Genomic DNA, 22,907 nt, shown 5'->3' on the forward strand with positions numbered 1-22,907 from the left:
TCGTCGTCCTCCGGCCGTCAGCGGGCCTGCGCGGCGGTCATCCGGTGCAGCTCGTGCCGGACGGCCGGCGTGAGGGCGTGCCACACGGCGCCGATGAACTGCGTCATCCGGTACGACACGACCCGCAGGTCGCAGCCGGGCGCGGCGGCCACCGCGAGGCCCGCGGACTCGCCGACCCGCATGAAGAGCAGGTGCCCGCGGGGCAGCCGGACGGTCAGGTACTCGGCGGAGCCCAGCTCCAGCAGGGCGGCGCTGCGGTCGGCCATGCTGAGCAGGCCGGCGGTCAGCGCGGCGAGCTGGTCGCCCAGGTCGCGACCGACGCCGTGCGAGGCGGCCAGCTGCAGGCCGTCCAGGGACACCAGCATGGCGTGGTTGACGCCGGGCACGTCCTCGACGAACTGCCGGATCAGCCAGGCGCAGTCGGGCAGCCCGTTGCCCGTGCCGTTTCCCGGGTACGCGTGGTTCATCGCTGCCGTCCTTCGTGGTCGGTGGGGGTGCGGGCGTCGCTGACGCCGGCCGCGAAGGCGGCCGTCTCGTCCGGCCACGCCTCGGGCGGGGAGCCCGCGCCGGGGTCGGCCGCGGGTCGGGGCGCCGGGACCTGGTCGCGGACGCTCTCGGGCACCCGCCGGGGCAGTCCGGCGGTGGCCGGCGGGTCGCCGACCGGCCCGTCGAGGGTGGTGAGCCGGACGGTCGGCCCGTTGGTGCCGTCGTGGGTCGCGGCCATCGGCGTACTCCAGGGGTCGGTCCCGCGCGGGCCGGGTGGCCAGGCCGGCGGCGGCGCGGGCGCGGCGGTGGCGGGCGCCGGGGCGGGGATCTCGCAGAGCAGCCTGCCGGGGACGGCCACGGAGGCGGTGGTCCCGCCGGCGGGCCGGGTGGCGAGGGTGACCCGCAGCTGGTGGGCGGCGGCCAGGTGGGCCACCACGGCGAGCCCGAGGTGGGCGGCGGGGTCGAGCGTGACCGGGGTGGCCGGCCGGCCGCTGAGCAGTGAGTTGAGCTGGACGAGGTGGTCGGGGTGCAGGCCCACTCCGGCGTCCTCGACCCGCAGCAGGACGCCACCGTCCTCGGTGACGAACGCCGACACGGTCACGGCCGCGGTGGGTGGGGAGAACCGGGTGGCGTTGTCGAGCAGTTCGGTGAGCACCCGGATCACGTCGTCGGCGGCGAACTCGACCACCGCCAGCTCGACCACGTGGCCCACCCGGATGCGCGGGTAGTGCTCGACCGCGGAGGCGGCGGCGCGGACCACGTCGACCAGGGGGACGGTCTGCGGGTCGGCGTCCTCGACCCGGCGGCCCAGCAGCACCTGGAGGTTCTCGGCGTGCCGCCGGATCCGGGTGTTGGCGTGGTCGATCCGGTAGAGCCGCTCCAGGCGTTCGGGGTCCTGCTCGTCGGCCTCGACGGCCTCCAGGTGGGTGCCCATCTGGTACGCGGCGGCGAGGATCCGCAGGGCGAACTGGTCGCAGATGGCGGGCCACGGGCCGGGCCCGGGCTCCTCCCGGGGCGGCGGTTCGGGTGTCTCCGGTGGCGCCGCGTCCCACCGGGCGACGGTGGGGTCCAGCCAGCGGGCCGCCCGTTGTCGCCAGGTGCTCCGCCGAGGGGTGATGTCCGTGCTTCTCACGAAAGAACCGACCTGTCCATGATTTTCGGCTCTGGCATGGTGCAGCAGTCAACCACCGGGTGTGCGCCAATTGCAACGTTGGAGGGCAATCTGGGGAGGTTTTCACATCCTCGTCGCCGCGCTGCCACGGTTGTGTGATCGGTCCCGGCTCGCAAAACGCAACAGCCGGACGGCGAATTTTTCCCGGCGGGTCGGCCGGCCATGGGGCGGCGACCGGCGTACGGCATGATCATGGAAACGGCGTGACGGGGGAGGGGACGGGCGGATGACCGTGGAGGTGCCGCGCGGCGGCCGGGTGCTCTTCATCGGCGACAGCATCACCGACGCCGGCCGGGACCGGTCCTGCGGCGACGACCTGGGCACCGGGTACGCCATGATGGCCTCCGCCTGGTTCACGGCCCGGCACCCCGGCCACCGGGCCACCTTTCTCAACCGGGGGATCAGCGGCGACCGGGTACGCGACCTGCGGGCCCGCTGGGAGGGCGACTGCCTGGCCCTCGCCCCGCAGGTGGTGTCGGTGCTGATCGGCATCAACGACACCTGGCGGCGCTACACCCGCGACGACCCGACCAGCGCCGACGACTTCGCCCGCGACTACCGGCACCTGCTCGAGGCCACCCGGCCGCTGGGCGCCCGGCTGGTCCTCGTCGAGCCCTTCGTGGTCCCGCTGGACGACGCGCAGCACGCCTGGCGGGAGGACCTGGACCCGAAGGTCGAGGTGGTCCGCTCGCTCGCCGCCGAGTTCGACGCGACCCTGGTGGCGGTGGACGAGCTGTTCCAGGCCGCCGGCGTGGACGGCCGCGTGTGGACCCGCGACGGGGTGCACCCGACCCCGTTCGGTCACGCGCTGATCGCCCAGGCCTGGCTTCGGGCGGTCAACCCGTCGGCGTGAGCCTGCCATCGACGCCGATCGTGACACCACCTCGACATCGAGACCGACGACCTGGCCGCCGAGGTGGACCGGCTGGTCGGCCTCGGCGCCACCCCGGTCTCCCGCTGGCTCGACTGCCAGGTGCTGCGGGCGCCGGGCGGTCACCTGCTCTGCGTGATCCCGGTGGCCAGCGACCCGGAGCTGTTCGCCGCGACGGCCACCCGCTGGGACTGACGGCCAGCCCCCGGGGTGTCGCCGCCCGCCCTCCGGGTAAGCGCCGGGGATGAAGTTCCTCATCGCCGCGGCCGACACCGGCACCTACGGGTTCACCCTGCTCGGCGACGACGGGCAGGTCATCGCCACCGGCCGGCAGTACCCCGACAAGGCCGCCGCCCTCGCGGTCGTCGCGGACATGATGCGCGAGATCGGCAGCGCCGAGATCGAGGAGCGGACCGAGCCGGCCCAGCCGGCCAGGACGCCGCCCAACCGGACGGTCGGCGGGGAACCCGACCTGGCCCGGATCGGGCGGTCCGGCATCCCGCCCGTCTGACGGCCGGGCGCTCAGACGTCGAGGGTCCGGGAGGCCAGCTCGTCCAGGACGGCCCGGACGTCCCCGTCGGTATCGGCCAGGATCCGCCGCTGCCGGGTCGCCCCGTTGCCGTCGCGGCGCAGCCGGTCGAGCTGGTGGGTCACCAGGTCCAGATCCCCGTACGCGGTCAGCGCGGGAGTGACGGTGGCGACCAGGTCGTCGATCAGCTCCCAGGCCGGTCGGGAGCCGCCCGCGCGTAGGTCGACCAGGTCCCCGTCGACGCCGTCGTGCGCCGCCCGCCAGTGCGCGGCCGTCACCAGGCAGTCCCGGATCCGGGGCGCGGGCCGGCCGGCCTCCACGTCCTCGGCCGCCGTGGCGACCAGCGCCCGCAGGATGCCGGCGACCAGCACCGTGTCGTCCACCGTCGGGCAGACGTCGCCCACCCGGACCTCCACGGTGGGATAGGCGACGGACGGGCGGGCGTACCAGTAGACCATCTGGGGGTCGAGCATGATGCCGGCGTCGACGAGATCCCCCACCGTCCGGTCGTAGTCGGCGGCGGACTCGAAGTGCGGCGTCGGCCCCACGCTCGGCCAGCGGTCGAACTGCATGGCGCGCCAGCTCGCGTGCCCGGTGTCCCGCCCGTCGTGCAGCGGCGAGTTGGCGGTGAGCGCCTGCACCACCGGCAGCCAGGGTCGCAGGTGGTTGCAGATCTGCACGGCGAGTTCCCGGTCCGGCACCCCGACGTGGACGTGACACCCGCAGACCGCCGGGTCGTGCGCCACCGGCCCGAACCGGTGGGACATGGCGCGGTAGCGGTCCTTGTCCGGCACCGAGCGGTGCGGCTCGCACACCGGCGTCGCGGCGACCGCCACCAGCCGCGCCCCCGCCGCCTCGGCCGCCTTGGCCGCGGCCCGGCGGAGCACCACCAGGTGCTCGCGCAGCTCGGCCAGGTCGGTGCAGATCGGCGTCACCATCTCGACCATGCTGTGCCGGAACTCCTGCCGGCTCTGCTCCCGGCTCGGGCCGGAGAGCGCGGCGAGCACCCGGTCGGCCACCGGCAGGCTCTGCCCGGTCACCGGGTCCAGGAGCAGGTACTCCTCCTCCACGCCGAGTGTGCGAACCGCCGGGACGGGGGCCACAGGCTCACCTCCGGTGCGGCGGGCACGCGGCGCGGCGGACCCGTGCCGGCGTACCCCGCGGGGCAGGTCGGCGGCGGGCGCACCGCGGGGTGCGCCTGTTCGCCGCACCTCACGGTACGGTCCGTTCCCGGCACCCGGCGGCCGTTTGCCCTGATCACGCCCCGGTCCGCCGCGGCGGTGGCGTCAGGCGGCGGTGACGGCGAGCGGCTCGGCACGGACGGCCGGCACCTCCCCGCCGGACCATCCGGTCGAGCGGTCCCGGCCCGGCTCGGCGGGCGTGCCGACGGACGCCGGCGCGGAACGTGGCGTCCGGGCGGCGCGCAGCCCCTCCTGCGCGCTCTCCCACGGGGCGCACGGCCAGGCGGCGCCGACGCAGCTCGGGCTGACGCAGACCCGCTCGTCGTCGGGCTGGTGGGCGTCGGCCACCGCCGCGGACAGGCCCCACAACAGCGGATCGGTCACCTCGGCCGGACGCTCGGCGCGGTCTGTACTGGTTTCGGACATGGTCAGGTCCCCCCTCGTTGAGCCGCCCCTCTGTTTCCAGAACGCCCGCACGGCAAACCTGGTCACGCCGGATCTTCTCCGTTCGCCCGCGCCTGGCCCGGCGGCATAGGGTGACGGGCGTGGCGAGGTACTACGACCTGCACCCGGACAATCCGCAGCCCCGGGTGCTCCGGCAGGTCGTGGACCTGCTGCGCGGCGACGGCCTGATCGCCTACCCGACGGACTCCTGCTACGCCCTCGGCTGCCGGCTCGGCAACCGTGCCGGGGTCGAGCGGATCCGCGAGATCCGCCGGCTCGACGAGCGGCACCCGTTCACCCTGGTGTGCCGCGACTTCGCGCAGCTCGGCCAGTTCGTCAAGCTCAGCAACGCGGTCTTCCGCCAGGTCAAGGCGGCCATCCCGGGCAGCTACACGTTCATCCTGCCGGCCACCCCCGAGGTGCCGCGGCGCCTCCAGGACCCGCGGCGGCGGGCCGTCGGGGTCCGCGTACCGAAGCACACGGTGACCCAGGCGCTGCTGGCCGAGCTCGGCGAGCCGCTGCTCTCCAGCACCCTGCTGCTCCCCGGCGAGGAGGAGCCGCTGACCCAGGGGTGGGAGATCAAGGAGCGGCTCGACCACCTGCTCGACGCCGTGGTGGACGCGGGGGACTGCGGCCTGGAGCCGACCACCGTGGTGGACCTGTCCGGGCCCGAGCCGGAGATCCTGCGCCGCGGCGCCGGCGACCCGTCCCGCTTCGAGTAGCGATCGGCCGTTCCACTTCGTCGCGGGCCCGCGGTGCGGCACCGTGGGATCCGGCGGATGTGACGGGGGTACGACGTGGGCGCACTCGTGCTGATCACGGTGCTCGGCGTCACCGTGCTCGTCGGCACCACCCTCGGCGGCCGGTACAGCGTCGCGCCGCCCGTGCTGCTCATCGCGATGGGCGCCGGGCTCGGCCTGCTGCCGATGTTCGACAACGTGATCCTCGAACCCGAGGTGGTGCTGGTTCTCTTCCTCCCGGCGATCCTCTACCGGGAGAGCCTGGTCATCAGCCTCCGCGAGATCCGGGCCAACCTCGTCGTGATCTCCCTGCTCGCCGTGGCGCTGGTGATCCTCACGATGGTCGCCGTGGCGTACACGACCCAGGCGCTCGGTGTCGAGCCGGCCGCCGCGTGGGTGCTCGGCGCGGTCCTCGCGCCCACCGACGCCGCCGCCGTGGCCGGCCTGGCCAAGCGCATGCCGCGCGGCATCCTCACCACGCTGCGCGCGGAGAGCCTGGTCAACGACGGCACGGCGCTGGTCCTCTTCTCGGTGGCCGTGGGGGTGATCGCCGGCGGGAGGGTGCCCGACGCGCTCGAGCTGGGCGGCCAGTTCGTCGGCAAGGCGATCGGGGGGATCCTCGCGGGTCTGCTGGTCGGCGGTGTGGTCGTCCTGATCCGCAAGCACGTGGACGATCCGCTGCGCGAGGGCGGGCTGAGCATCCTCACCCCCTTCGTCGCCTTCCTGCTCGCCGACGCGGTGCACGCCAGCGGGGTGCTCGGGGTCGTGGTGGCCGGCCTGCTGCTCTCGTACGCGGGACCGCGGGTGATCCGGGCCCGCTCCCGGGTCACCGCGTACGCGTTCTGGGACCTCTCCACCTTCATGATCAACGGCAGTCTCTTCGTGCTGCTCGGCATGCAGGTGCCCCGGTCGCTGCGCAGCATCACCAGCCATTCGCCGCTGGAGTCGTTCGGCATCGCGGTGGTGGTCGTCCTGGTCGTGGTGGCCACCCGGATGATCTGGGTGCAGCTGTCGGTCGCCGGGTTGCAGGGCATCGACCGCCGGGAGTCGCGCCGCGCCCGCCGCTTCGACGCCCGGGTGCGCACCGCCGCCGGCTGGGCCGGGTTCCGCGGCGCGGTCTCCCTCGCCGCCGCACTCGCCGTGCCGGTCACCACGCACGATGGGTCCCCCGTGCACGAACGCGACCTGATCATTTTCGTCACCGTGGTGGTGATCGTGCTGATCATGCTGGTGCAGGGCACCACCCTGCCGGCCGTGGTCACCTGGGCCGGCCTCATGGGGGACCGGGAGAAGGAGCACGAGGTGCGCTGGGCCCGGATCCGGGCCACCGAGGCCGCCCTGGACGCGCTGCCCCAGGTCGCCGCCGAACTCGGCGCCGACTCGGACACCGTGGACCGGCTCCGCGCCGACTACCAGGACCATCTCGCGGACGTCCGCTCGCCGCGCAGCGACGAGGCCGACGAGGAGCGGGAGATGACCCGGCGGTTGCGCCTCGGCGTGCTGGACCGCAAGCGGCAGGAGATCACCCGGCTGCGCAACAGCAACCAGATCGACGACGTGGTGCTGCGGGAGCTCCAGTCGGCCATCGACATCGAGGAGATCCGGCTGCTCGGCCCGGAACCGGAGGACTGAGGGCCGGTCGCCGGACGGCGGGGGCGGCCCGGCGCGGTGGCACCCGCGCCGGGCCCGGACGGTCAGCCCGCGGTGCAGGTGGGGGCGCCGGAGGGGGCGGTGCCCGTGCCCTGGAAACCGAACTCGGTGCTGCCGCCCGCGCCGACCTGGCCGTTGTAGGCCACGTTGCGGAAGGTCAGCGCGCCGCTGCTGCCGCTCGGCTGGGCGTTCCAGGTGTTGACCAGGCTCGCGCCGGCCGGCAACGTCAACCCGACGGCCCACCCGTTGAGTGCGGTGGCGCCGGCGGTGACCCGGACGGTGGTGACGAAGCCGCCCTGCCACTGGTTGGTGGTGAGCGACGCGGTGCAGCCGTTGCCCGACGGCGGCGGGGTGGTCGGCGGGTTGCTGGTGGGCGGCGGGGTCGTCGGGGTGGTGGGCGGCGGGGTGGTGCCGCCCGCGTTCAGCGCGTCGAGCACCGCCGTGTACGCCGGCTTCTTGTTGCCGTTGCCGTCGAAGAGCAGCGGGGTGCCGCTGGCCCGCCACGAGTCGGTGTCCCGGATGCCCCACACCGTGATGCCGGTGCAGCGGGACACGGCCAGGCAGTCCCTGACGACGTTGCCGTAGGTGGTGGCCTGGGTGCTGCCGGAGCCCTCGATGTCCAGCTCGGTGATCTGCACGTCGACGCCGAGGGCGGCGAAGTTCTGCAGCGTGGTGCGGTAGTTGCCCGGGTAGGGCGAGCCGTTGTTGAAGTGCGACTGCAGGCCGACGCAGTCGATCGGCACGCCACGTGCCTTGAAGTCCCTGACCATGTTGTAGACGGCCTGCGTCTTCTCCCAGGTCCAGTTGTCGGTGTTGTAGTCGTTGTAGCAGAGCTTGGCGGCCGGGTCGGCGGCCCGGGCGGTGCGGAAGGCCACCTCGATCCAGTCGTTGCCGGTGCGCTGGAGGTTGGAGTCCCGGCGGCCGCCACCGCTGTCGGCGAACGCCTCGTTCACCACGTCCCAGGCGTAGATCTTGCCCTTGTAGTGGGTGGCGACCTGGGTGATGTGGTTGACCATCGCCTGCCGCAGGGCGGTGCCCGACAGGTTCTGCGCCCAGCCCGGCTGCTGCGAGTGCCAGGCCAGCGCGTGGCCGCGCACGCGCATGCCGTTGGCCTGCGCGTGGCTGACGATCCGGTCGGCGCTGGTGTAGTTGAACTGGCCCTGGGACGGCTCGGTGGCGTCCCACTTCATCTCGTTCTCGGGGGTGACCATGTTGAACTCGCGGTTCAGGATGCCGACATACGTGGCGTCCGACAGCTTGTTCGCGGCGACCGCGGTGCCGAAGTAGCGGCCCTTCTCGGCGGCCGAAGCCCCGAGGGTCGTCCCGGCGCTGGCGCTGGTCGCCACCGCCACCGTCGCGGCGATCACCGCGACACCGGCCAGCATCGACACCACCGCGGTCCGCGGGCGCGACCGGGCCGCCGCGCTCAGGCTCCCGCTGCCGCGGGCGAGCACCTTGTCCATCTGAAAGCCTCTCCTAGCCGTATCGGTGTGGACAGCCCGCCCCGACCACTGCCCGCCACGGTGGTCGGCTCGGTGCGCGGCCGCCCGGAGGCCGCGCGGGGTGGGGAGGGCACTCCCCGCCACCGTGAGTTGATCGAAGCGAATCTCTGGATGGAGACTACCGGAACAGTTCCGAAAACTTAACCGCGTCGATGGGGATGTGTTCTCCCGTGCGGGCTCCGTGGCGTGCTGAGTCGGCGGACGCCGGGCTTCTGAAACTTCCGGAGGTGGTTGAACGGAGGGTGATCGGAGGGGATGCTGGGACAGATATCGATGTTCGACGATGGAGGAGCCATCCCCGCATGCGCCGATCGCTCGCCGTCCTCGCCCTGGCCGCCGTGCTCGGCGGCACCCCGACCGCCGCCCGGGCCGGCGCCGCCCCGGAAACCCCGCCCGCCGGACTGGCCGCGGTGCGTACCGCCGGCACCGCGTGGGGCCTCGACCGGGCCAGCGGCCGGATGACGCTCACCGTCGACGACACCGTCACGGGCGTCGCGCTCGCCGCGCTGCGGCGCACCGCGACCCGTGCCGGCGCGCTGCTCCGCCACGAACCCGGCCGGCTGCGCACGGGCGGCCAGGCGATCTACGGCGGGGGAGGGCGCTGCTCGCTCGGCGCGAACGTGCGCAGCGGCAGCACCTACTACCTCGTCACCGCCGGGCACTGCACCAACCTGGCCGGCACCTGGTACGCCGACAGCGCCCGCACCACCGTGCTCGGCAGCCGGACCGGCACCAGTTTCCCCGGCAACGACTACGGGGTGGTCCGCTACACCGGCACGGTCGCCCACCCCAGCGCCGTGTACACCTATCCCGGCCAGGTCACCATCAACGGCGCCGGCAACGCGTACGTCGGTCAGGCGGTCTGCCGCAGCGGCGCCACCACCGGCGTGCGGTGCGGCTCGGTGACCGGCCTCAACCAGACCGTCAACTACGCCGAGGGGTCCGTGTCCGGGCTGATCCGCACCAACATCTGCGCGGAGCCCGGGGACAGCGGCGGCCCGCTCTATGTGGCGTCGACCGGCACGGTGATCGGGATCCTCTCCGGCGGCAGCGGCAACTGCACCTCCGGGGGCACCAGCTACTACCAGCCGATCACGGAGATCCTCGCCGCGTACGGCCTCACAATTCCGTGAGCGCGCCGGGCGGGGGCGCCGAGGGCGTCCCCCGCCCGGCCCGTCGGTTCAGCCGGCGCAGTTGTTGTTGCGCGCCGGCGCGGTGAGCTTCTCCTGCGTGCCGAACTTCGCGTACAGCCGCAGGTAGCACGGCAGTTCGACGTCGCCGTAGTAGCTGACGACCTGGTTGTCGTAGTGCGTCGTGCCGCTCTCGGTGACCTGCCAACTGCCGCCGTCGCCGGACTGGATCTCCCAGTAGACGTCGCCGGAGCAGCCCTCCAGGCCCCGGGCCCAGGCGATGATGTTGGCCCCGTTGTAGATCTCGGACTGCACCAGGGTGCAGGTTGCCGCCTGTGCCGGTGCGGCGCCGACGAAGAGTCCCGCCGTCAGCAACGCCCCCGCACCGACCGCCGACATCAGCTTGCGCATGGTCCGACCCCTCCAAGGTGGATAGTGGATCACTTCCCCGGAGGGTAACCGCTGATGCAAACAAGTTTCAATATCGAGTCTGCTGACCGTTGGAAATCTTCAGGGCTTGAGCACGACCTTCAGGCAGTCGTCCTGCTTGTTCTTGAAGATGTCGTAGCCGTGGGGCGTGTCGTCGAGCCGCATGGTGTGGGTGATGATGAAGCTCGGGTCGATCTCGCCCTTGCGGATGCGCTCCAGCAGCGGGCGCATGTAGCGCTGCACGTGGGCCTGCCCGGAGCGCATGGTCAGCGACCGGTTCATGAACGAGCCCATCGGGAACTTGTCGATGAACCCGCCGTACGCCCCGATCGCCGAGACGGTGCCGCCGTTGCGGCAGGCCAGGATCGCCTCGCGCAGCGCGTGCGGCCGGTCCGTCTCCGCCTTCACGGCCTGCTTCGCCCGGTCGTACGCGTGCAGCGCCGCCGAGGCGTGGTGCCCCTCCATGCCGACGGCGTCGATGCAGACGTCCGGCCCGCGGCCGGCGGTCATCTCGCGCAGCGTGTCCAGGACGTCGGTCTCCTCGTAGTTGATGGTGTCCGCGCCGGCCCGGTCCCGCGCGATCCGCAGCCGGTACGGGAACCGGTCGATGACCACCACCTGCTCGGCGCCGAGCAGGAAGGCGCTCACCGTGGCGAACTGGCCGACCGGGCCCGCGCCCCAGATCGCCACGACGTCGCCGGGCTTGATGTCGCCCATCTCGGCGGCCATGTAGCCGGTGGGCAGCACGTCGGACAGGAACAGCACCTGCTCGTCCGGCAGGTCGTCGTCGACCTTCAGCGCGCCGACGTCGGCGTACGGGACCCGGACGTACTCGGCCTGCCCGCCCGCGTACCCGCCCATCAGGTGCGAGTAGCCGAAGATGCCGGCGGGGGCGTGGCCCATGGCGGTCTCCGCGATCGCCGCGTTCGGGTTGGAGTTCTCACAGACCGAGTAGAGGCCGCGTTGGCACGAGGCGCAGTCCCCGCAGGCGATGGGGAAGCCGACGACCACCCGGTCGCCGACGCGCAGCCCGTCCCGCGCCCCGGAGCCCAGCTCGACGATCTCGCCCATGAACTCGTGGCCCAGCACGTCGCCGCGCTTCATGGCCGGGATGAACCCGTCGAGCAGGTGCAGGTCGGATCCGCAGATCGCCGCCGAGGTGACCTTGACGACCGCGTCGCGCGGGTTGAGGATCGTCGGGTCCGGTACCTCCTCGACGGCGACCCGGTTCGGTGCCATCCAGCAGTTGGCCTTCATGGTGCCTCCTCACGCGGTCCGATGGGTCGCCAGCGGGCGGGCCGGACGCCGCTTCGCCTGGTTCTGGATACTCGTGCCGTCGGGTGTCCCGTCCGACCGTGTGATCTCGCCGGTCTCGATGACCTGCTTGAACCGCCGCAGGTCATCGCAGATCTGCTGCTGCGGGTTCTCGCCGAACGCCTTCGCGACCAGCGAGCCCAGCCGGCGGCCCGGCACCGCGTACTCCAGTTCCACCCGCACCTCGGTGCCGCTGCCGCCGGCCGCCGGGGTGAACCGGACGGTGCCGGAGTTGGGCACCCGGGAGCCGTCCACGGAGCGCCAGCGGATCAGCTCGTTGGGGCGCTCGTCCACGATCTCCGCCTCCCACGCGACGGTCCGGCCGGCCGGCGCCTTCGCCGACCAGCGGGAGCGCCGCGGGCCGGTGGTGATCACCGACTGCAGGTGGTACATGAACCGCGGCAGGTTCTCGAAGTCGTGCCAGAAGCGGTAGACCTCCTCGCGCGTGCGGTTGACCGTCACGGAGCCGTGCGCGAAGCCCTCCGGGTTGCCCCGCCGGTTGCGCGTGGCGCGCACCGAGGCGTAGAGGTCGACGGCGGTGATCCCACCGAGGGCGGCGAGGGTGAGACCGGCCCGCCGGCGCCGCTCGCCGCTCCGGTTGCGGTACGCGCGGCCGGTGGCAACCAGGTCCAGCACGTCGCCCGCCACCCGGGTCCAGGTCCCCAGCCCCGCCCGCCGGGGCACCAGCAGCACCCCGGCGTGGCCGATCTCCCGTACCCCGGCGGCCCGCAACACCGTCCGGGCCGTGCGCGAGTCGTCCACGCCGGCCGCCCGGGCCACCCGTGACCCCGCCGCGAGCGCGGTCACGCCGAGGCCCAGGCTGAACCAGCCCAGGAAGCGGGCCAGTCCCTCCGAGCTCTGGTCTTTGGTGGCCCGCTGGATCCCGAGACTGTCGGTCACCGAGCGGACCCCCATGGTCGTCTCTCGTGTCATACGTCGTCACCCCGTGTCCGAGAAGGTGTCGGTGAGCGTTCCCCGGTCGAGTGGGAGCCGGGTACCGACAGGCCAGCGTGCCTTTCCCGCTAATCCCGGCCGCACACCCGGGCGGCCAGCCGGAGTGTGGAACCGGCGGCGGCGGGAACCCGGCGGCACGGAAGCGCGGACCCGCGCGGGGGCGGCGACACGGGGGAGAGGTATGGGCGCCAGGACTTCCAGGGTGAGACAGCGCCACCCCGGCCCGCTGCCGGCCGGGCCGCGGAACCGGGCCGGCGACGGGTTCCGCTCCGGCGAGCGCCTGCGACGCGCGGGCGGTCGGTGACCGCCGCCACCGACGCCACCGCCGAGCAGGGGTTCTCGGCCTGGTCGCCGCTGCGCACGGCGGTCTATCGCAACCTTTGGTTGGCGCTGCTCGCGGCGAACATCGGCACCTGGATGCAGACGGTCGGCGCGCAGTGGCTGCTGGTGCACCAGTCCAACGCCTCCACGCTGGTCGCCCTGGTGCAGACCGCCAGCCTGCTGCCGATGCTGCTGCTCGCGCTGCCGTCGGGCGCGCTCGCGGACACCTTCGACCGCAGGCACCTGCTGATCTCCGTGCAGCTGTTCCTGGTGGCGGTGGCCCTGGCCCTGACCCTGCTCACGGCGGCGGGGCGGATGCCGCCGGCGTTGCTGCTCACCCTCACCTTCGCCTTCGGCGTCGGGCAGGCGCTGACCCTGCCGGCCTGGGCCTCGATCATCCCGGAGCTGGTGCCTCGCGAGCAGCTGCGGGCGGCCTCCGCGCTGGGCGCGATCAGCGTCAACGCAGCCCGCGCCGTCGGGCCCGCCGCCGCCGGTGTGCTGATCGCCCGGGTGGGCGTGGCCCCGGTCTTCGGACTCAACGCGGTGGCCTACCTGATCTTTGCGCTGGCCCTGGTCCGGTGGCGTGCCGGCGGCGCCCGGGCCGTCGAGGTGCCCGAGCGGTTCACCGCCGCGCTGCGCGCCGGCGGCCGCTACGTGCGGCACTCGCCGACGGTGCGCCGGCTGCTGCGCCGGGCGCTGGTGTTCATCATCCCCGCCAGCGCCCTGTGGGCGCTGCTGCCGCTGGTGGCAAGCCGTCGGCTCGGCCTGGGCTCCGGCGGGTACGGCCTGCTGCTGGCGGCCCTGGGGGCGGGCGCCATCCTGGGTGGGCTGCTGCTGTCGTGGACCCGCACTGCGATGAGGCCCAACCAGTTCCTGCTGCTGGCCGGGGCGGTGTACGGGACGACGCTGATCGTGGTGGGCACGGTCCGGAGCGTTCCGGTGGTGCTGGTCGCCCTGCTGCCGGCCGGGTTGGCGTGGGTGACCGTGCTCTCCAACGTCAACGCCGAGATCCAGCTGTTCCTCCCCGGCTGGGTACGCGCCCGTGGCCTGGCCGTCTACCAGGTGGTCCAGGGCGGCGGCCAGGCCGTCGGCGCGCTGCTCTGGGGCGTGGTGGCCGACCTCACCGGACTGGTCGCCGCCTTCGGAGTGGCGGCCGCCCTGATGCTGGTCGGTGCGGTGACGTCGCAGGTCTGGCCGCTGCCCGACCTGCGCGGACTGACCCGGGACCCGACCGCCTACCGGCCGCCCCTGGCCCTCGTGCTCCAGCCGGATCCCCGGGTCGGACCGGTGCTGGTGACGGTCACCTACACGGTCCGGCCCGAGCAGGAGGGGGCGTTCCTCGACGCGATGAACCGCGTCCGTGGGTCGCGGCAGCGCACCGGGGCGATGCGGTGGGGGCTGTTCCGCGCCGGCGAGACACCCGAGGAGTTCACCGAGGTCTACCTGGTGCCCTCCTGGGACGAGCACCTGCGCCAGCACGGCGGCCGGCTGACCGACGCGGACCGGCGGGCGGAGGACCGGGCGCGGGAGCTGTCCGACGGCGTGCCGGTCGTGCGCCACCTGCTGCCGGCGGCCGTCGGCCGGGCCGAGGCGGCCGGCGAGCAGGTGTGCTGACGGGTCGTCCCGGCGTCAGTTGCCCTCGGGGACGGCCATCTCGCCGAGCCGCGACCAGTCCTGCTGCGGCACGGTCGCGTTGACGATCCGGGGCGTCTCGGCCAGGTGGGGCGGCAGGGTGCGCTGCGCCTCGCGGAAGTGGGCGGACTGGACGTGCGCCGCGCCGGCGTCGTCGTCCCGGAACGCCTCGACCAGCACGTACTCCGTCGGGTCGTCGAGGCTGCGGGACCAGTCGAACCAGAGGCAGCCCGGCTCGGCCCGGGTGGCCTGGGTGAACTCGGCGGCGATCCGCGGCCAGCGGTCGGCGTCCTCGGGTCGGACCCGGAACTTGGCGGTAATGAAGATCATGCGCTTCAGGCTACCCAGGCCCGCGCCGCCGCGCCGCCGTCGCCGTCAGTCCTTGGTGACCGGGGTGAGTAGCTCCGACGCCCGGCGGTCGGCGAACGCGGTGACCGCCTGCTGGCCGGCGCCGAAGACGATGGCGACGCCCAGCAGGGCGGCGGTGCTGTTCACCGTCGTCTCCACGAGGCCGCCGATCACCAGCATGATCCCCACGACCGCGACCAGCGGTCCGATGGCCAGCTTCAGGAGGCCCTGCTGGAAGGGCAGCTTGTAGGGCAGGCCGCCGGAGCGCGAGGTGATCATCGAGGGCAGGGCGCTGATGAACGCGCCGAGCGCCCCGGCGATGAGCACGAAGAAGAGCAGCCGCCAGGCCGGTACGCCGGCCGCGTCGGTCGGTGCCTTGAGCAGTTGCACGTCCCGGCTGCGCCACTGCACGAGGACCATGAGCACCTCGGCGATCAGCGCGAACATCGACAGCCCGAGCATCCGGTTGCGCAACCGGCGCACCGACTCGTGGAACTCGTCGGACGCCGAGTGGTAGCGCAGCAGCAGCGCCTGCACCTTGGCCTGGAACCGGGCCGGTGCCGCGGCGTCCGTCGACGCGTCGAAGTCGGTCAGCACCGTGTCGTCGGCCTTCAGGAACTGCGCCGCCGCGCTCTGGTACGCCGGCAGCAGGCCGAGCAGTTCCTCGGGCGTCCGCAGCCCCACCATGGCGCGTTCCACCGAGTGGATGGTCTGCCAGGCGTACTCCAGGTTGCCGCCGCGCAGCCACTCGACCATGCCGCTGCGGCCGAGCACCGACTCCACGCCGGACAGTTGGGCGCGCAGCGCGGCGACCCGGTCGGGGTTCACCGTGCCACCGGCCTCCAGGCCGCTGAGCTGCTGGTACAGGTCGTCCAGCTTGGTCCGTACCCGCACCTGCCAGACCGCGGTGGGCACCGTGGACCCGGCCGGCGCCGGCGGTGGTGTCTCCGGGGTGGTCCCGGGTTGGGTCTCCTGGTCGATCATGGTGACTCCCCCCAACCGGCGCAGCTCGGCGACTGGCCTCTGGTCCAGTATCCGCAGGTCAGGGGCGTAATGACCAGGGCGGTTCGGGCAGTTGACAGCTTCCGTGCCGTAGGGGGTCCCGACCCGACGGTCCATGGTGGCGGAGCCCGGCGGAGCCCTGCCGGCACCGCCCCGCCGGGGCGGTCGGGCCGTCCGGCTCGCGGGCCGCGCCGCGCGGTGGATGTCGGGACGGCATCCACCTCGGACGATGGTTCGAGGTGGCGCGGCCGCGACCGGCGCGGTCCCGGGGCACCGCGGAAGGGAGGACGGCGTGCGCAGACAGGACAGGTTCCGCCGCGTGCTGGGCGCCGCGACGGCCGTCGTGGTGGTCGGGGTTCCGGGAGCGGCCGCCGCGGCACCGGGGTCACGGCCGAGCGTCGTGCACTACGACTCGGCCGACCTGGCCGAGTACGAGCGGAAGTGGTCGAACATCTACGGCCCGCTGGACGGGGCGACCCGCGCCGTCGACAACGGGGTGGTCACCGTCAGCGACGTGCCGTTCAAGACCGGCGTGGACTACAACGTCTACGACCATCTCAAGTACATGGCCGTCAGCAACCGCACATTCCCGGTGCCCCGGCAGGGGTCGGTCGAGTTCTCCGTGGACATCACGGCGCGCACCCCCGGCGCGGCCGGCGGGCACGTGGTGCACGGCCGGTACGGGCCGCCGGGCTCCGCCGCCGTCGCCGGACCGACCGCCCGCCCCTACGCCCGCGCCGTGCTGGAGGGGCAGCAGGCGGCCGTGGTGCTGAACATGATCGACTTCTGCACCGGGCAGCTCTTCGACTGGTTCGTCTCCGGCACCCGCGCGTTCCCGCTGATCGAGCGGCTGCCGAGCACGGTCACCGGCAACACCACCAACCCGGACTGCCCGGGCGCCACCGAGGTCGGCCTGGACCGGGCGTACACGCAGATCATCCGGGAGGTGCCGATCACGCCGGGCGTGCCGCACCGGGCCGCGATCCGCTACCGCGAGGCGGGCGGGCACGCCAGCGTGACGTACCTGCTGGACGGCGTGGTGGTCGCGCGGGTCGGGCAGGTGGGCGTGCCGCTGGACCGGCAGGGCGTCGGCTACACCGGCACGTACCCGTCGCTGGGCCCCGGCGAGCCGCTGGCCGGGAAGATCCGGTCGTTCTCCCTGGCGCACGGCCTGTTCAGCCTGCTCGACGAGTTCCCGTTCCAGTACGGCTGCACCCCGCCGGACGCCACCGGCCCCGGCGTCTGCGACCCGCGGTACGCGCTCTACAGCGTTTCCATCCCGCCGGCGGAACGGGCCTTCGGGCAGGGCGCGATCGGCTCGTTCCGCAGCTTCACCGTCCGCACGGTCGGCCGGTAGGCGGCCCGGCGCTGCCGGGCCGGGGGACACCGGCGGTGTGTACCGGTGAGTAGCCTGGGTCGGTGACCGTCTACGCCCTCGCGCAGATCACCGTCCACGACCGGCAGCGCTACGACCGGTACGTCGCCGCCTTCCTGCCCGTCCTGGCCCGGCACGGCGGCCGGCTGCTCGCCGCCGACCCGTCCCCGCGCGTGGTCGAGGGGAGCTGGCCGCACGAGAAGGTCGTGCTCATGTCCTTCGACAACCGGGCGGACTTCGAGCGGTGGTCCACCTCCCCGGAATACCGGGAGATCTCCCGGGACCGGGAGGCGGCCACCGAGGGGGTCGTCCTCCTGCTCGACGGGATCGGCCACGCCTGGCCGGCCTGACCGCCGCCGGTCACAGCCGGTGCCGCACCCACACGTTCGGCTCGACGTAGGCGGCGTGGTCGTGCGCCACGTCGACCAGCACCGGCGCCAGCGCTCCCGGCACGTGCACCGGCCCGCTGGTGTCGAACGGCAGCCCGGTCCACCGCCGCCAGTCGGCGAGGGTGCCGGTGATCGCCATCGACCGGGGCGCGACCCGCTCGATCACCCCGCCGGCCCGGACGTGCACCCGCAGCCACGGGTCGACCGGCAGCCCGTCGGGGCGGACCCGCGCCGCGTACTCGCTCATCGGCACGTCCGGGACGGTGGCCTTGCCGCTCGGGCGCACCGGCGCCACCAGGGTGTCGAAGCCCTGCCGGGCGACCGCCGCGCGCATCGCCGCGAGCATCAGCCCGGACACGCCGCCGCCGCGCCGGTCCGGCCGCACGCAGATCTCCAGCGCGGAGACGAGGTTCGGTGTGTCGCCGCTGAGCCGGTTGACGGCAGAGCGCTGGATCACCCGGTCCCAGCCGCCGTCGGGCAGCTCGTCCTCGGTCCAGCGCAGCGGCACGGCGTACGCCTTGGCGACGGCACGGCCCGGCTCGGCGGGGTCGACGGCGGCGAAGACGAACTCCGGGTAGAGGTCGTGGGCCACGCTGTAGTACACCGAGCCCATCGGATCCCAGAGCACGAACTGCGGCCAGGCGCCGTCGAAATCCTTGTCGAGCAGCGGCGCCAGGTCGGGGCGCTCGGCCAGGCTCACGATGTCCAGGGTCACGCCGGGCACCTTAGAGCGGTCACCGCCTGATCCGCACGCGCTTTTCCGCTCCGGCGGCGGCCGGTGCCCCGGGCGCGCCGGCCGCCGTCCGAGCGGGTGTCGGCCCCGCGGTCAGGTGCCGAAGACCTCGACCTCGTAGAGGCGGGCGGCCGCGTCGCCGGTCTGGGTGGGGGTGAGCACCGTGACCTGCACGTACCGGCCGTCGACGGACATCGGGTGGGTGCTCACGCCCGCCGTGTTGCCCCGCACCTGGGCGACCGTCGTCCAGGTCGACCCGTCGGGGGAGACCTGCAGGTCGAAGTCCCGCGTGTTCCAGGCGGGATCCTCGCCGCCGGCGGCGGCGTGGTGGACGGTGACCGACTGAATGCGGTGGCCGCCGCCCAGGTCGATGCGGAGGGACTTCGTGGCGCCGGTCGAGCACCACTTGTCGGAGTTGCCGCCGGAAGTGCTGCCGTTGACGGCCTTCTCGGGCCCCTCCGTGCTCGCGCACTGGGAGTCGGCGGTGGCGGGCCGGTTCAGCGCCAGGTTCGTCGCGCCCGCGGCGCCGTACACCTCGAACTCGCCGATCCGGGCGGCGGTGTTGCCGTTGTTGGTCGGCGTGGTGATGCTGAGCCGGACGTACCGGGCCGGCACGGCCGGTACGGGGTGGTAGGTGCGGCTCGCGCGGTTCCCGGTGACGGTGGCGCGGGTCGTCCAGGCGCTGCCGTCGGTGCTGGTCTGGATGGTGAAGTCACCGGTGTTCCAGCCGGTGTTCTCCCCGCCGAGCCCGGCGTGCTTGACGACGAACGAGCGGACGGTCTGGTTCGCGCCGAGGTCGACCTGGAGGAACTTCGTGCCGGAGGCGAGCGAGCACCACTTGCTGGCGCTGCCCAGGCGGCCGTCGAACGCCTTCTCCGGGCCCTCGGCGGCGTTGCACGCGGCCGAGCCGCTGGCCGGCTTGCCGGCGGCCAGGTTGGCCCCCAGCTCCGGTGCGGCGGCCGGCGGGGTCGACCCGTCGGTGAACGACGGCGGCACGTCGGCGGGGTTGGTGCCCCACGACGACGGCGCGCCGCCCATCGTGTACGACAGGGTGGCGCCGCCCGCGAGGTCGCCGTAGCGCAGCCAGGTGCGCTGGGTGGCCGCCCCGTTGACGACGAGGCCCTGCACGTACTGGTTGCCCTGGCCGGCGTTGGCGGCGGTGATCTGGACGTCGCCGGCCGGCCGGTCGACGAGGACCGACGGGAAGATCGGGCCGTGCAGGGCGAGGGTGTCGGCGCCGGGGGTGGGCGGATACATGCCGAGGGCGGACCAGACGTACCAGGCGGAGGTGGCGCCGAGGTCGTCGTTGCCGGGCAGGCCGCCGGGGCCGGTGGTGAACGACTCGTTCATGATCCGCCGGACCGCGGCGCTGGTGCCGGCCGGCGCCGCGGCGAAGTGGTAGGCCCAGGGGACGCCGTGCTCCGGTTCGTTGCCGATGTAGAAGTACGGCTGCGACTGGCCGCCGTTGGTCTGGGTGAAGTGGTGGTCGAGCCGCTGGACGGCGGTCTGCCGCCCGCCCATGAGGTCGATGAGGGCGCCCAGGTTGTAGGGGACCATCCAGGTGTACTGCGAGGCGTTGCCCTCGACGAAGTTCGACTGGCTGGCCGGGTCGAGCGGCCACGGCCAGCTGCCGTCGGCGTTGCGCGGGTGGACGTAGCCCGACTCGGTGTTGACCGTGTTGCGCCACCACTGCGCCCGCGCCATGTGGGTGTCGTAGGTGGCGGTGTCGCCCAGGGCCCGGGCGAACTGGGCCACCGCGAAGTCGCTGGCGGAGTATTCCAGCGAGTCCGACGGGTCGCCGTCGATGTAGTGGCGCTGGACGTAGCCGCTCTGTCGGCCGCGGATCGGGCTGCCCTGGGTGGTGCCGCCGGCGGAGCTCTTCTTCATGAGGGCCAGCGCCGCCGCGGTGTCGAACCCGCGGACGCCGAACTGGTACATGCTGTCGACGACGATCGGGCCGGGGTCGCCGGTCATGACGAAGGCCTCGTTGTGGTTGTGCGACCACTTCGGCAGCAGGCCGCCCTGCTGGCCGTCGAGCACCATGGACTTCGCGATGTCGGCCGCCTCGGCGGGCGCGAGGAAGGCGATCAGCGCGGCCCAGGAGCGGTAGATGTCCCAACCGGAGTAGTTCTGGTAGACCGGGTGGCCAGCGGTGTGGACGGCGTTGTCGAAGCCCCGGTACTGCCCGTCGACGTCGCTGGCCAGGTTGGGGTTGATGAACACGCGGTACAGCGCGGTGTAGAACTTCTGCAGGTCGGCGGCGGCGCCGCCGGTGACCTGCACGCGGTTGAGGATCGCGTTCCACTGGGCGTCGGCGTCGGCGCGGACGGTGTCGAAGGCGAAGCCGGACTGCTCGGCGGCGAGGTTGGCCTGCGCGCCGGCCGCGCTGACGAAGGAGATGCCGACCTTGACCTGCACCACGGGGTTGCCGGAGGTGTCGAAGGTCAGGTAGCCGCCGGAGTTGGTGCCGCTGGCGCTCGTGGAGCCGGCGGTGACGGTGCCGCCGAGCCAGGTGCCGACGCCGCTGGGGGCGCGGTCGAACTCCATCCGGTAGAAGATCTGGTAGGTCCGGCTGTTGCCGCAGAAGCCGCCGCCGGTGACGCTGCCGGTCACGGTGGAGCCGCTGATCTGGATCGAGCCGGCGCGGTTGCCGGTGGCGCTGCGACTGGTGTTGATGAGCACCCGCGCGGTGCTGGTCGCGGGATAGGTCAGCCGCAGGGCGGCACTGCGCCGGGTGGCCGACGCCTCGACCCGGGTGTTGCCGTAGTTGCTGAGCACGGCCCGGTAGAAGCCGGGGCGGGCCTGTTCCTGGGCCTTGTCCTGGGTGGCGCGGTAGGACGTCCACGAGGTGCCCGGCGAGGCGCCGAGCGCGCCGGTGACGGGCAGGATCCCGAGGTCCTCGTTGTTGGCGCAGCCGGCGCCGTTGAAGTGCGTGAGGCTGAACTCCTCGATCTGGGTGTCGCTGAACCGGTAGCCGGAGGGTGAGGCGGTGGGGGTGTCCGGGCTCAGCTGCACCATGCCGAAGGGCTGCACCGGGCCGGGGACGGTGCTGCCGCCGGCGCCGCCGCCGACGGGGTTCGGCGCGTTGCTGTCGTCGGTGCCGATGAACGGGTTCACGTACGGGGTGAGGTTGAGCGGCGCCGCTGCGGCGGGCGAGGCGACCGCGACGAGTGCGGACGCTCCGGTGACGGCGGTGGCCACCAGGGTGAGCAGACGGGACGGGCCTGATCGGAGCATGAGGCGATCCTCCTTAGGCGCGGACGACCCTCCGTGACATCGTTGTCATCGACAGGTGTCACCGTCCTGTGTAGAGCCCAGGGAGGTGTGTGTCAATGGGGACTAGGAGTGGGACGGGGCGGGGGGCCGCTCGCCCGAGCCCCGGGCCAGCAGGCGGGTCGGGATCACCACCTGCCGGGCGGGCCCGCGGTGACCGTCGATCCGGTCGAGCAGCAGCCCGGCCGCCCGCCGGCCCATGTCCTCCGGGTCGTGCGCCACGACGCTCACGCTCAGGACGTCGCCGACGTCCACCTCGTCGAAGCCGACCAGCGCGGGCGGCGCCGGGTGCCCCCGCAGCGCGAGCAGGGCCCCCAGGGTGATCCGGTTGTTCAGGGTGAACAGGGCGGTCGGGGGCGGGGTGCGGGCCAGCAGACCCCGCACGGCCCGCTCGGCGGCGGCCACGTCGTGCGCGTTCTCCACCAGGTAGTCCGCCCAGTTCGCCACGCCCACGGCGCGCATGGCCTCGGCGAAGCCGTCCAGCCGGTCCCGGTGGGTGCTCAGGCGGGCCAGGTCGCCCACCACCCCGATGCGCCGGTGGCCGGCCGCGGTCAGGTGGGCGCCGGCCTGCCGGGCGCCGTGGTGGTTGTCCAGCAGCACGGTGTCCGCGCTCAGCTCGACCGGCGGCCGGTCCACGAACACGAACGGGATGCCGTGGCGGTGTTCGGCCGCGAAGTGGGCGTGCTCGGTCGCGGTCGAGGCGATCACCAGCCCGCGGACCCGCCGCTCCAGCAGCGCGTCGGCGAGCCGCCGCTCCCACTCCGGATCCTCGTCGGTGCTCGCGGTGATCAACTGTAGGCCGCGCATGCGCAGGTCGCGCTCCAGGCCCCCGGCCAGCCGGGAGTAGAACGGGTTCGCCAGGTCGCCGATGAGCAGGCCGACCAGCGTGGAGGTGCTCGCGCCCCGGCGCAGCTCGCGGGCCACCCCGTTCAATCGGTAGCCGAGCTGGTCGGCGGCGTCGCGCACCCGCGACCGGGTCTCCGGGGCCACCCGGGGCTCGCCCCCGAGGGCCCGGGAGGCGGTCTTCACCGACACGCCGGACAGCGCCGCGACCTGCGCCAGGCTCGGTCGACCAGCCTTCCGGTCAGCGGTCATGGCGGGAATTATGACACCGGGGTGGCAGGTGATCGCCGGCTCGGGTCGGCGTCGGCGTCCCGGCCCCACCAGGGCCGGGCCGGGTCACGAGGGCCGTTCGGAAACCGCGGTATACGATGCGCGTCAACGATGTCATGGGCTGGTCGGTAGCACCCCCGTCGCGCTTGGCGGCAAGCCGAGGGGGCGTCGCGAAAGTCACCGAGCGTGGCGGTCGATATTACCGACTTGTTACGCAAAAGAGCGACTTGGGCACTTGCGGAAGCGCCTCCGACGAGATTTCCTTGCCCACGACAACGAAAAGTGAGCGAAGGTCATAACCCGCGGAGGCGGCCATGACG

The 22,907-nt window shown here is 73.3% G+C and carries 22 protein-coding genes; 9 read left to right on the forward strand and 13 right to left on the reverse strand.

Features of this window, described 5'->3' with window-relative positions; all coding sequences use genetic code 11:
• Positions 1-17 precede the first annotated feature (17 nt).
• Both ABZS80_RS10600 and ABZS80_RS10605 read right to left on the reverse strand, forming a co-directional pair.
• Positions 18-467 carry a roadblock/LC7 domain-containing protein gene (locus tag ABZS80_RS10600; protein WP_355055487.1) on the reverse strand — a complete coding sequence of 150 codons (450 nt, stop codon included), beginning with the start codon at positions 465-467 and terminating at the stop codon, positions 18-20.
• Positions 464-1,618, reverse strand: coding sequence for an ATP-binding protein (locus ABZS80_RS10605; protein WP_355055488.1), 1,155 nt, complete (start codon positions 1,616-1,618; stop codon positions 464-466). The genes ABZS80_RS10600 and ABZS80_RS10605 overlap by 4 nt, the downstream gene beginning before the upstream one ends.
• A gap of 265 nt (positions 1,619-1,883) precedes the next feature.
• Between ABZS80_RS10605 and ABZS80_RS10610 the strand changes: the two genes are divergently transcribed.
• The 3 genes from ABZS80_RS10610 to ABZS80_RS10620 are packed head-to-tail and all read left to right on the forward strand — an operon-like array spanning position 1,884 to position 3,039.
• The gene (locus ABZS80_RS10610; RefSeq protein WP_355055489.1) at positions 1,884-2,510 is read left to right on the forward strand and encodes an SGNH/GDSL hydrolase family protein; all 627 of its coding nucleotides are present in this window, start codon (positions 1,884-1,886) and stop codon (positions 2,508-2,510) included.
• Between the two features lie 36 nt (positions 2,511-2,546).
• Entirely contained in the window at positions 2,547-2,723 is a 177-nt protein-coding gene (locus tag ABZS80_RS10615) for a VOC family protein (protein ID WP_355055733.1), read from the forward strand.
• A 49-nt stretch (positions 2,724-2,772) separates the two neighbouring features.
• Positions 2,773-3,039, forward strand: coding sequence for a YegP family protein (locus tag ABZS80_RS10620; protein ID WP_355055490.1), 267 nt, complete (start codon positions 2,773-2,775; stop codon positions 3,037-3,039).
• Positions 3,040-3,050: 11 nt separating this feature from the next.
• Here ABZS80_RS10620 and ABZS80_RS10625 read toward each other — a convergent pair whose 3' ends face one another.
• Positions 3,051-4,160, reverse strand: a complete 1,110-nt coding sequence (locus ABZS80_RS10625; protein WP_355055491.1) for a glutamate--cysteine ligase — start codon at positions 4,158-4,160, stop codon at positions 3,051-3,053.
• Between the two features lie 183 nt (positions 4,161-4,343).
• Positions 4,344-4,664, reverse strand: a complete 321-nt coding sequence (locus ABZS80_RS10630; RefSeq protein ID WP_355055492.1) for a hypothetical protein — start codon at positions 4,662-4,664, stop codon at positions 4,344-4,346.
• Positions 4,665-4,783: 119 nt separating this feature from the next.
• Here ABZS80_RS10630 and ABZS80_RS10635 point away from each other — a divergent pair, with 119 nt between their 5' ends.
• Both ABZS80_RS10635 and ABZS80_RS10640 read left to right on the forward strand, forming a co-directional pair.
• Positions 4,784-5,404 (forward strand): L-threonylcarbamoyladenylate synthase, encoded by a 621-nt coding sequence (locus ABZS80_RS10635; protein ID WP_355055493.1) that lies wholly within the window; start codon positions 4,784-4,786, stop codon positions 5,402-5,404.
• Between the two features lie 75 nt (positions 5,405-5,479).
• Positions 5,480-7,054 carry a Na+/H+ antiporter gene (locus ABZS80_RS10640; protein ID WP_355055494.1) on the forward strand — a complete coding sequence of 525 codons (1,575 nt, stop codon included), beginning with the start codon at positions 5,480-5,482 and terminating at the stop codon, positions 7,052-7,054.
• 62 nt (positions 7,055-7,116) lie between these two features.
• Here ABZS80_RS10640 and ABZS80_RS10645 read toward each other — a convergent pair whose 3' ends face one another.
• Positions 7,117-8,535 carry an endo-1,4-beta-xylanase gene (locus ABZS80_RS10645; protein WP_355055495.1) on the reverse strand — a complete coding sequence of 473 codons (1,419 nt, stop codon included), beginning with the start codon at positions 8,533-8,535 and terminating at the stop codon, positions 7,117-7,119.
• Between the two features lie 341 nt (positions 8,536-8,876).
• Between ABZS80_RS10645 and ABZS80_RS10650 the strand changes: the two genes are divergently transcribed.
• Positions 8,877-9,707: a S1 family peptidase gene (locus ABZS80_RS10650; protein WP_355055496.1), complete on the forward strand. Its 831-nt coding sequence runs from the start codon at positions 8,877-8,879 to the stop codon at positions 9,705-9,707.
• Positions 9,708-9,755: 48 nt separating this feature from the next.
• Here ABZS80_RS10650 and ABZS80_RS10655 read toward each other — a convergent pair whose 3' ends face one another.
• From ABZS80_RS10655 to ABZS80_RS10665, 3 genes are all read right to left on the reverse strand, one after another.
• A complete protein-coding gene (locus ABZS80_RS10655; RefSeq protein ID WP_355055497.1) occupies positions 9,756-10,115 on the reverse strand; it encodes a hypothetical protein in 360 nt (119 codons plus the stop codon).
• Positions 10,116-10,214: 99 nt separating this feature from the next.
• Positions 10,215-11,390 (reverse strand): zinc-dependent alcohol dehydrogenase, encoded by a 1,176-nt coding sequence (locus tag ABZS80_RS10660; RefSeq protein WP_355055498.1) that lies wholly within the window; start codon positions 11,388-11,390, stop codon positions 10,215-10,217.
• Between the two features lie 9 nt (positions 11,391-11,399).
• Positions 11,400-12,380 (reverse strand): SRPBCC family protein, encoded by a 981-nt coding sequence (locus tag ABZS80_RS10665; RefSeq protein WP_355055499.1) that lies wholly within the window; start codon positions 12,378-12,380, stop codon positions 11,400-11,402.
• 321 nt (positions 12,381-12,701) lie between these two features.
• On the opposite strand from ABZS80_RS10665, the gene ABZS80_RS10670 reads away from it, so the two are divergent.
• Positions 12,702-14,336 carry an MFS transporter gene (locus ABZS80_RS10670; RefSeq protein WP_355055500.1) on the forward strand — a complete coding sequence of 545 codons (1,635 nt, stop codon included), beginning with the start codon at positions 12,702-12,704 and terminating at the stop codon, positions 14,334-14,336.
• 15 nt (positions 14,337-14,351) lie between these two features.
• Here ABZS80_RS10670 and ABZS80_RS10675 read toward each other — a convergent pair whose 3' ends face one another.
• On the reverse strand, positions 14,352-14,684 hold the full coding sequence (locus ABZS80_RS10675; protein WP_355055501.1) for a putative quinol monooxygenase: 333 nt from the start codon (positions 14,682-14,684) through the stop codon (positions 14,352-14,354).
• A 45-nt stretch (positions 14,685-14,729) separates the two neighbouring features.
• Positions 14,730-15,686 (reverse strand): hypothetical protein, encoded by a 957-nt coding sequence (locus ABZS80_RS10680; protein ID WP_355055502.1) that lies wholly within the window; start codon positions 15,684-15,686, stop codon positions 14,730-14,732.
• Between the two features lie 310 nt (positions 15,687-15,996).
• Here ABZS80_RS10680 and ABZS80_RS10685 point away from each other — a divergent pair, with 310 nt between their 5' ends.
• Positions 15,997-17,061, forward strand: coding sequence for a DUF6081 family protein (locus tag ABZS80_RS10685; RefSeq protein WP_355055503.1), 1,065 nt, complete (start codon positions 15,997-15,999; stop codon positions 17,059-17,061).
• A gap of 62 nt (positions 17,062-17,123) precedes the next feature.
• Positions 17,124-17,429 carry a DUF1330 domain-containing protein gene (locus ABZS80_RS10690; protein ID WP_151461421.1) on the forward strand — a complete coding sequence of 102 codons (306 nt, stop codon included), beginning with the start codon at positions 17,124-17,126 and terminating at the stop codon, positions 17,427-17,429.
• A 10-nt stretch (positions 17,430-17,439) separates the two neighbouring features.
• Here the strand turns inward: ABZS80_RS10690 and ABZS80_RS10695 are convergent, their stop codons facing one another.
• From ABZS80_RS10695 to ABZS80_RS10705, 3 genes are all read right to left on the reverse strand, one after another.
• Positions 17,440-18,183, reverse strand: coding sequence for an N-acetyltransferase (locus tag ABZS80_RS10695; RefSeq protein ID WP_355055504.1), 744 nt, complete (start codon positions 18,181-18,183; stop codon positions 17,440-17,442).
• A gap of 111 nt (positions 18,184-18,294) precedes the next feature.
• Positions 18,295-21,438, reverse strand: coding sequence for a GH92 family glycosyl hydrolase (locus ABZS80_RS10700; RefSeq protein ID WP_355055505.1), 3,144 nt, complete (start codon positions 21,436-21,438; stop codon positions 18,295-18,297).
• A 102-nt stretch (positions 21,439-21,540) separates the two neighbouring features.
• Positions 21,541-22,569, reverse strand: coding sequence for a LacI family DNA-binding transcriptional regulator (locus ABZS80_RS10705; RefSeq protein ID WP_355055506.1), 1,029 nt, complete (start codon positions 22,567-22,569; stop codon positions 21,541-21,543).
• Positions 22,570-22,907 lie beyond the last annotated feature (338 nt).

This window comes from Micromonospora sp. NPDC005305 (genome assembly GCF_040607315.1).
Taxonomy (GTDB): domain Bacteria; phylum Actinomycetota; class Actinomycetes; order Mycobacteriales; family Micromonosporaceae; genus Micromonospora.

Bases quoted from the DNA above. Each gene is read 5' to 3' on its own strand.
- ABZS80_RS10600 (WP_355055487.1), bottom strand. From the start codon at position 467: ATGAACCACGCGTACCCGGGAAACGGCACGGGCAACGGGCTGCCCGAC.
- ABZS80_RS10610 (WP_355055489.1), top strand. From the start codon at position 1,884: ATGACCGTGGAGGTGCCGCGCGGCGGCCGGGTGCTCTTCATCGGCGAC.
- ABZS80_RS10620 (WP_355055490.1), top strand. From the start codon at position 2,773: ATGAAGTTCCTCATCGCCGCGGCCGACACCGGCACCTACGGGTTCACC.
- ABZS80_RS10630 (WP_355055492.1), bottom strand. From the start codon at position 4,664: ATGTCCGAAACCAGTACAGACCGCGCCGAGCGTCCGGCCGAGGTGACC.
- ABZS80_RS10645 (WP_355055495.1), bottom strand. From the start codon at position 8,535: ATGGACAAGGTGCTCGCCCGCGGCAGCGGGAGCCTGAGCGCGGCGGCC.
- ABZS80_RS10650 (WP_355055496.1), top strand. From the start codon at position 8,877: ATGCGCCGATCGCTCGCCGTCCTCGCCCTGGCCGCCGTGCTCGGCGGC.
- ABZS80_RS10655 (WP_355055497.1), bottom strand. From the start codon at position 10,115: ATGCGCAAGCTGATGTCGGCGGTCGGTGCGGGGGCGTTGCTGACGGCG.
- ABZS80_RS10660 (WP_355055498.1), bottom strand. From the start codon at position 11,390: ATGAAGGCCAACTGCTGGATGGCACCGAACCGGGTCGCCGTCGAGGAG.
- ABZS80_RS10665 (WP_355055499.1), bottom strand. From the start codon at position 12,380: ATGACACGAGAGACGACCATGGGGGTCCGCTCGGTGACCGACAGTCTC.
- ABZS80_RS10675 (WP_355055501.1), bottom strand. From the start codon at position 14,684: ATGATCTTCATTACCGCCAAGTTCCGGGTCCGACCCGAGGACGCCGAC.
- ABZS80_RS10680 (WP_355055502.1), bottom strand. From the start codon at position 15,686: ATGATCGACCAGGAGACCCAACCCGGGACCACCCCGGAGACACCACCG.
- ABZS80_RS10700 (WP_355055505.1), bottom strand. From the start codon at position 21,438: ATGCTCCGATCAGGCCCGTCCCGTCTGCTCACCCTGGTGGCCACCGCC.
- ABZS80_RS10705 (WP_355055506.1), bottom strand. From the start codon at position 22,569: ATGACCGCTGACCGGAAGGCTGGTCGACCGAGCCTGGCGCAGGTCGCG.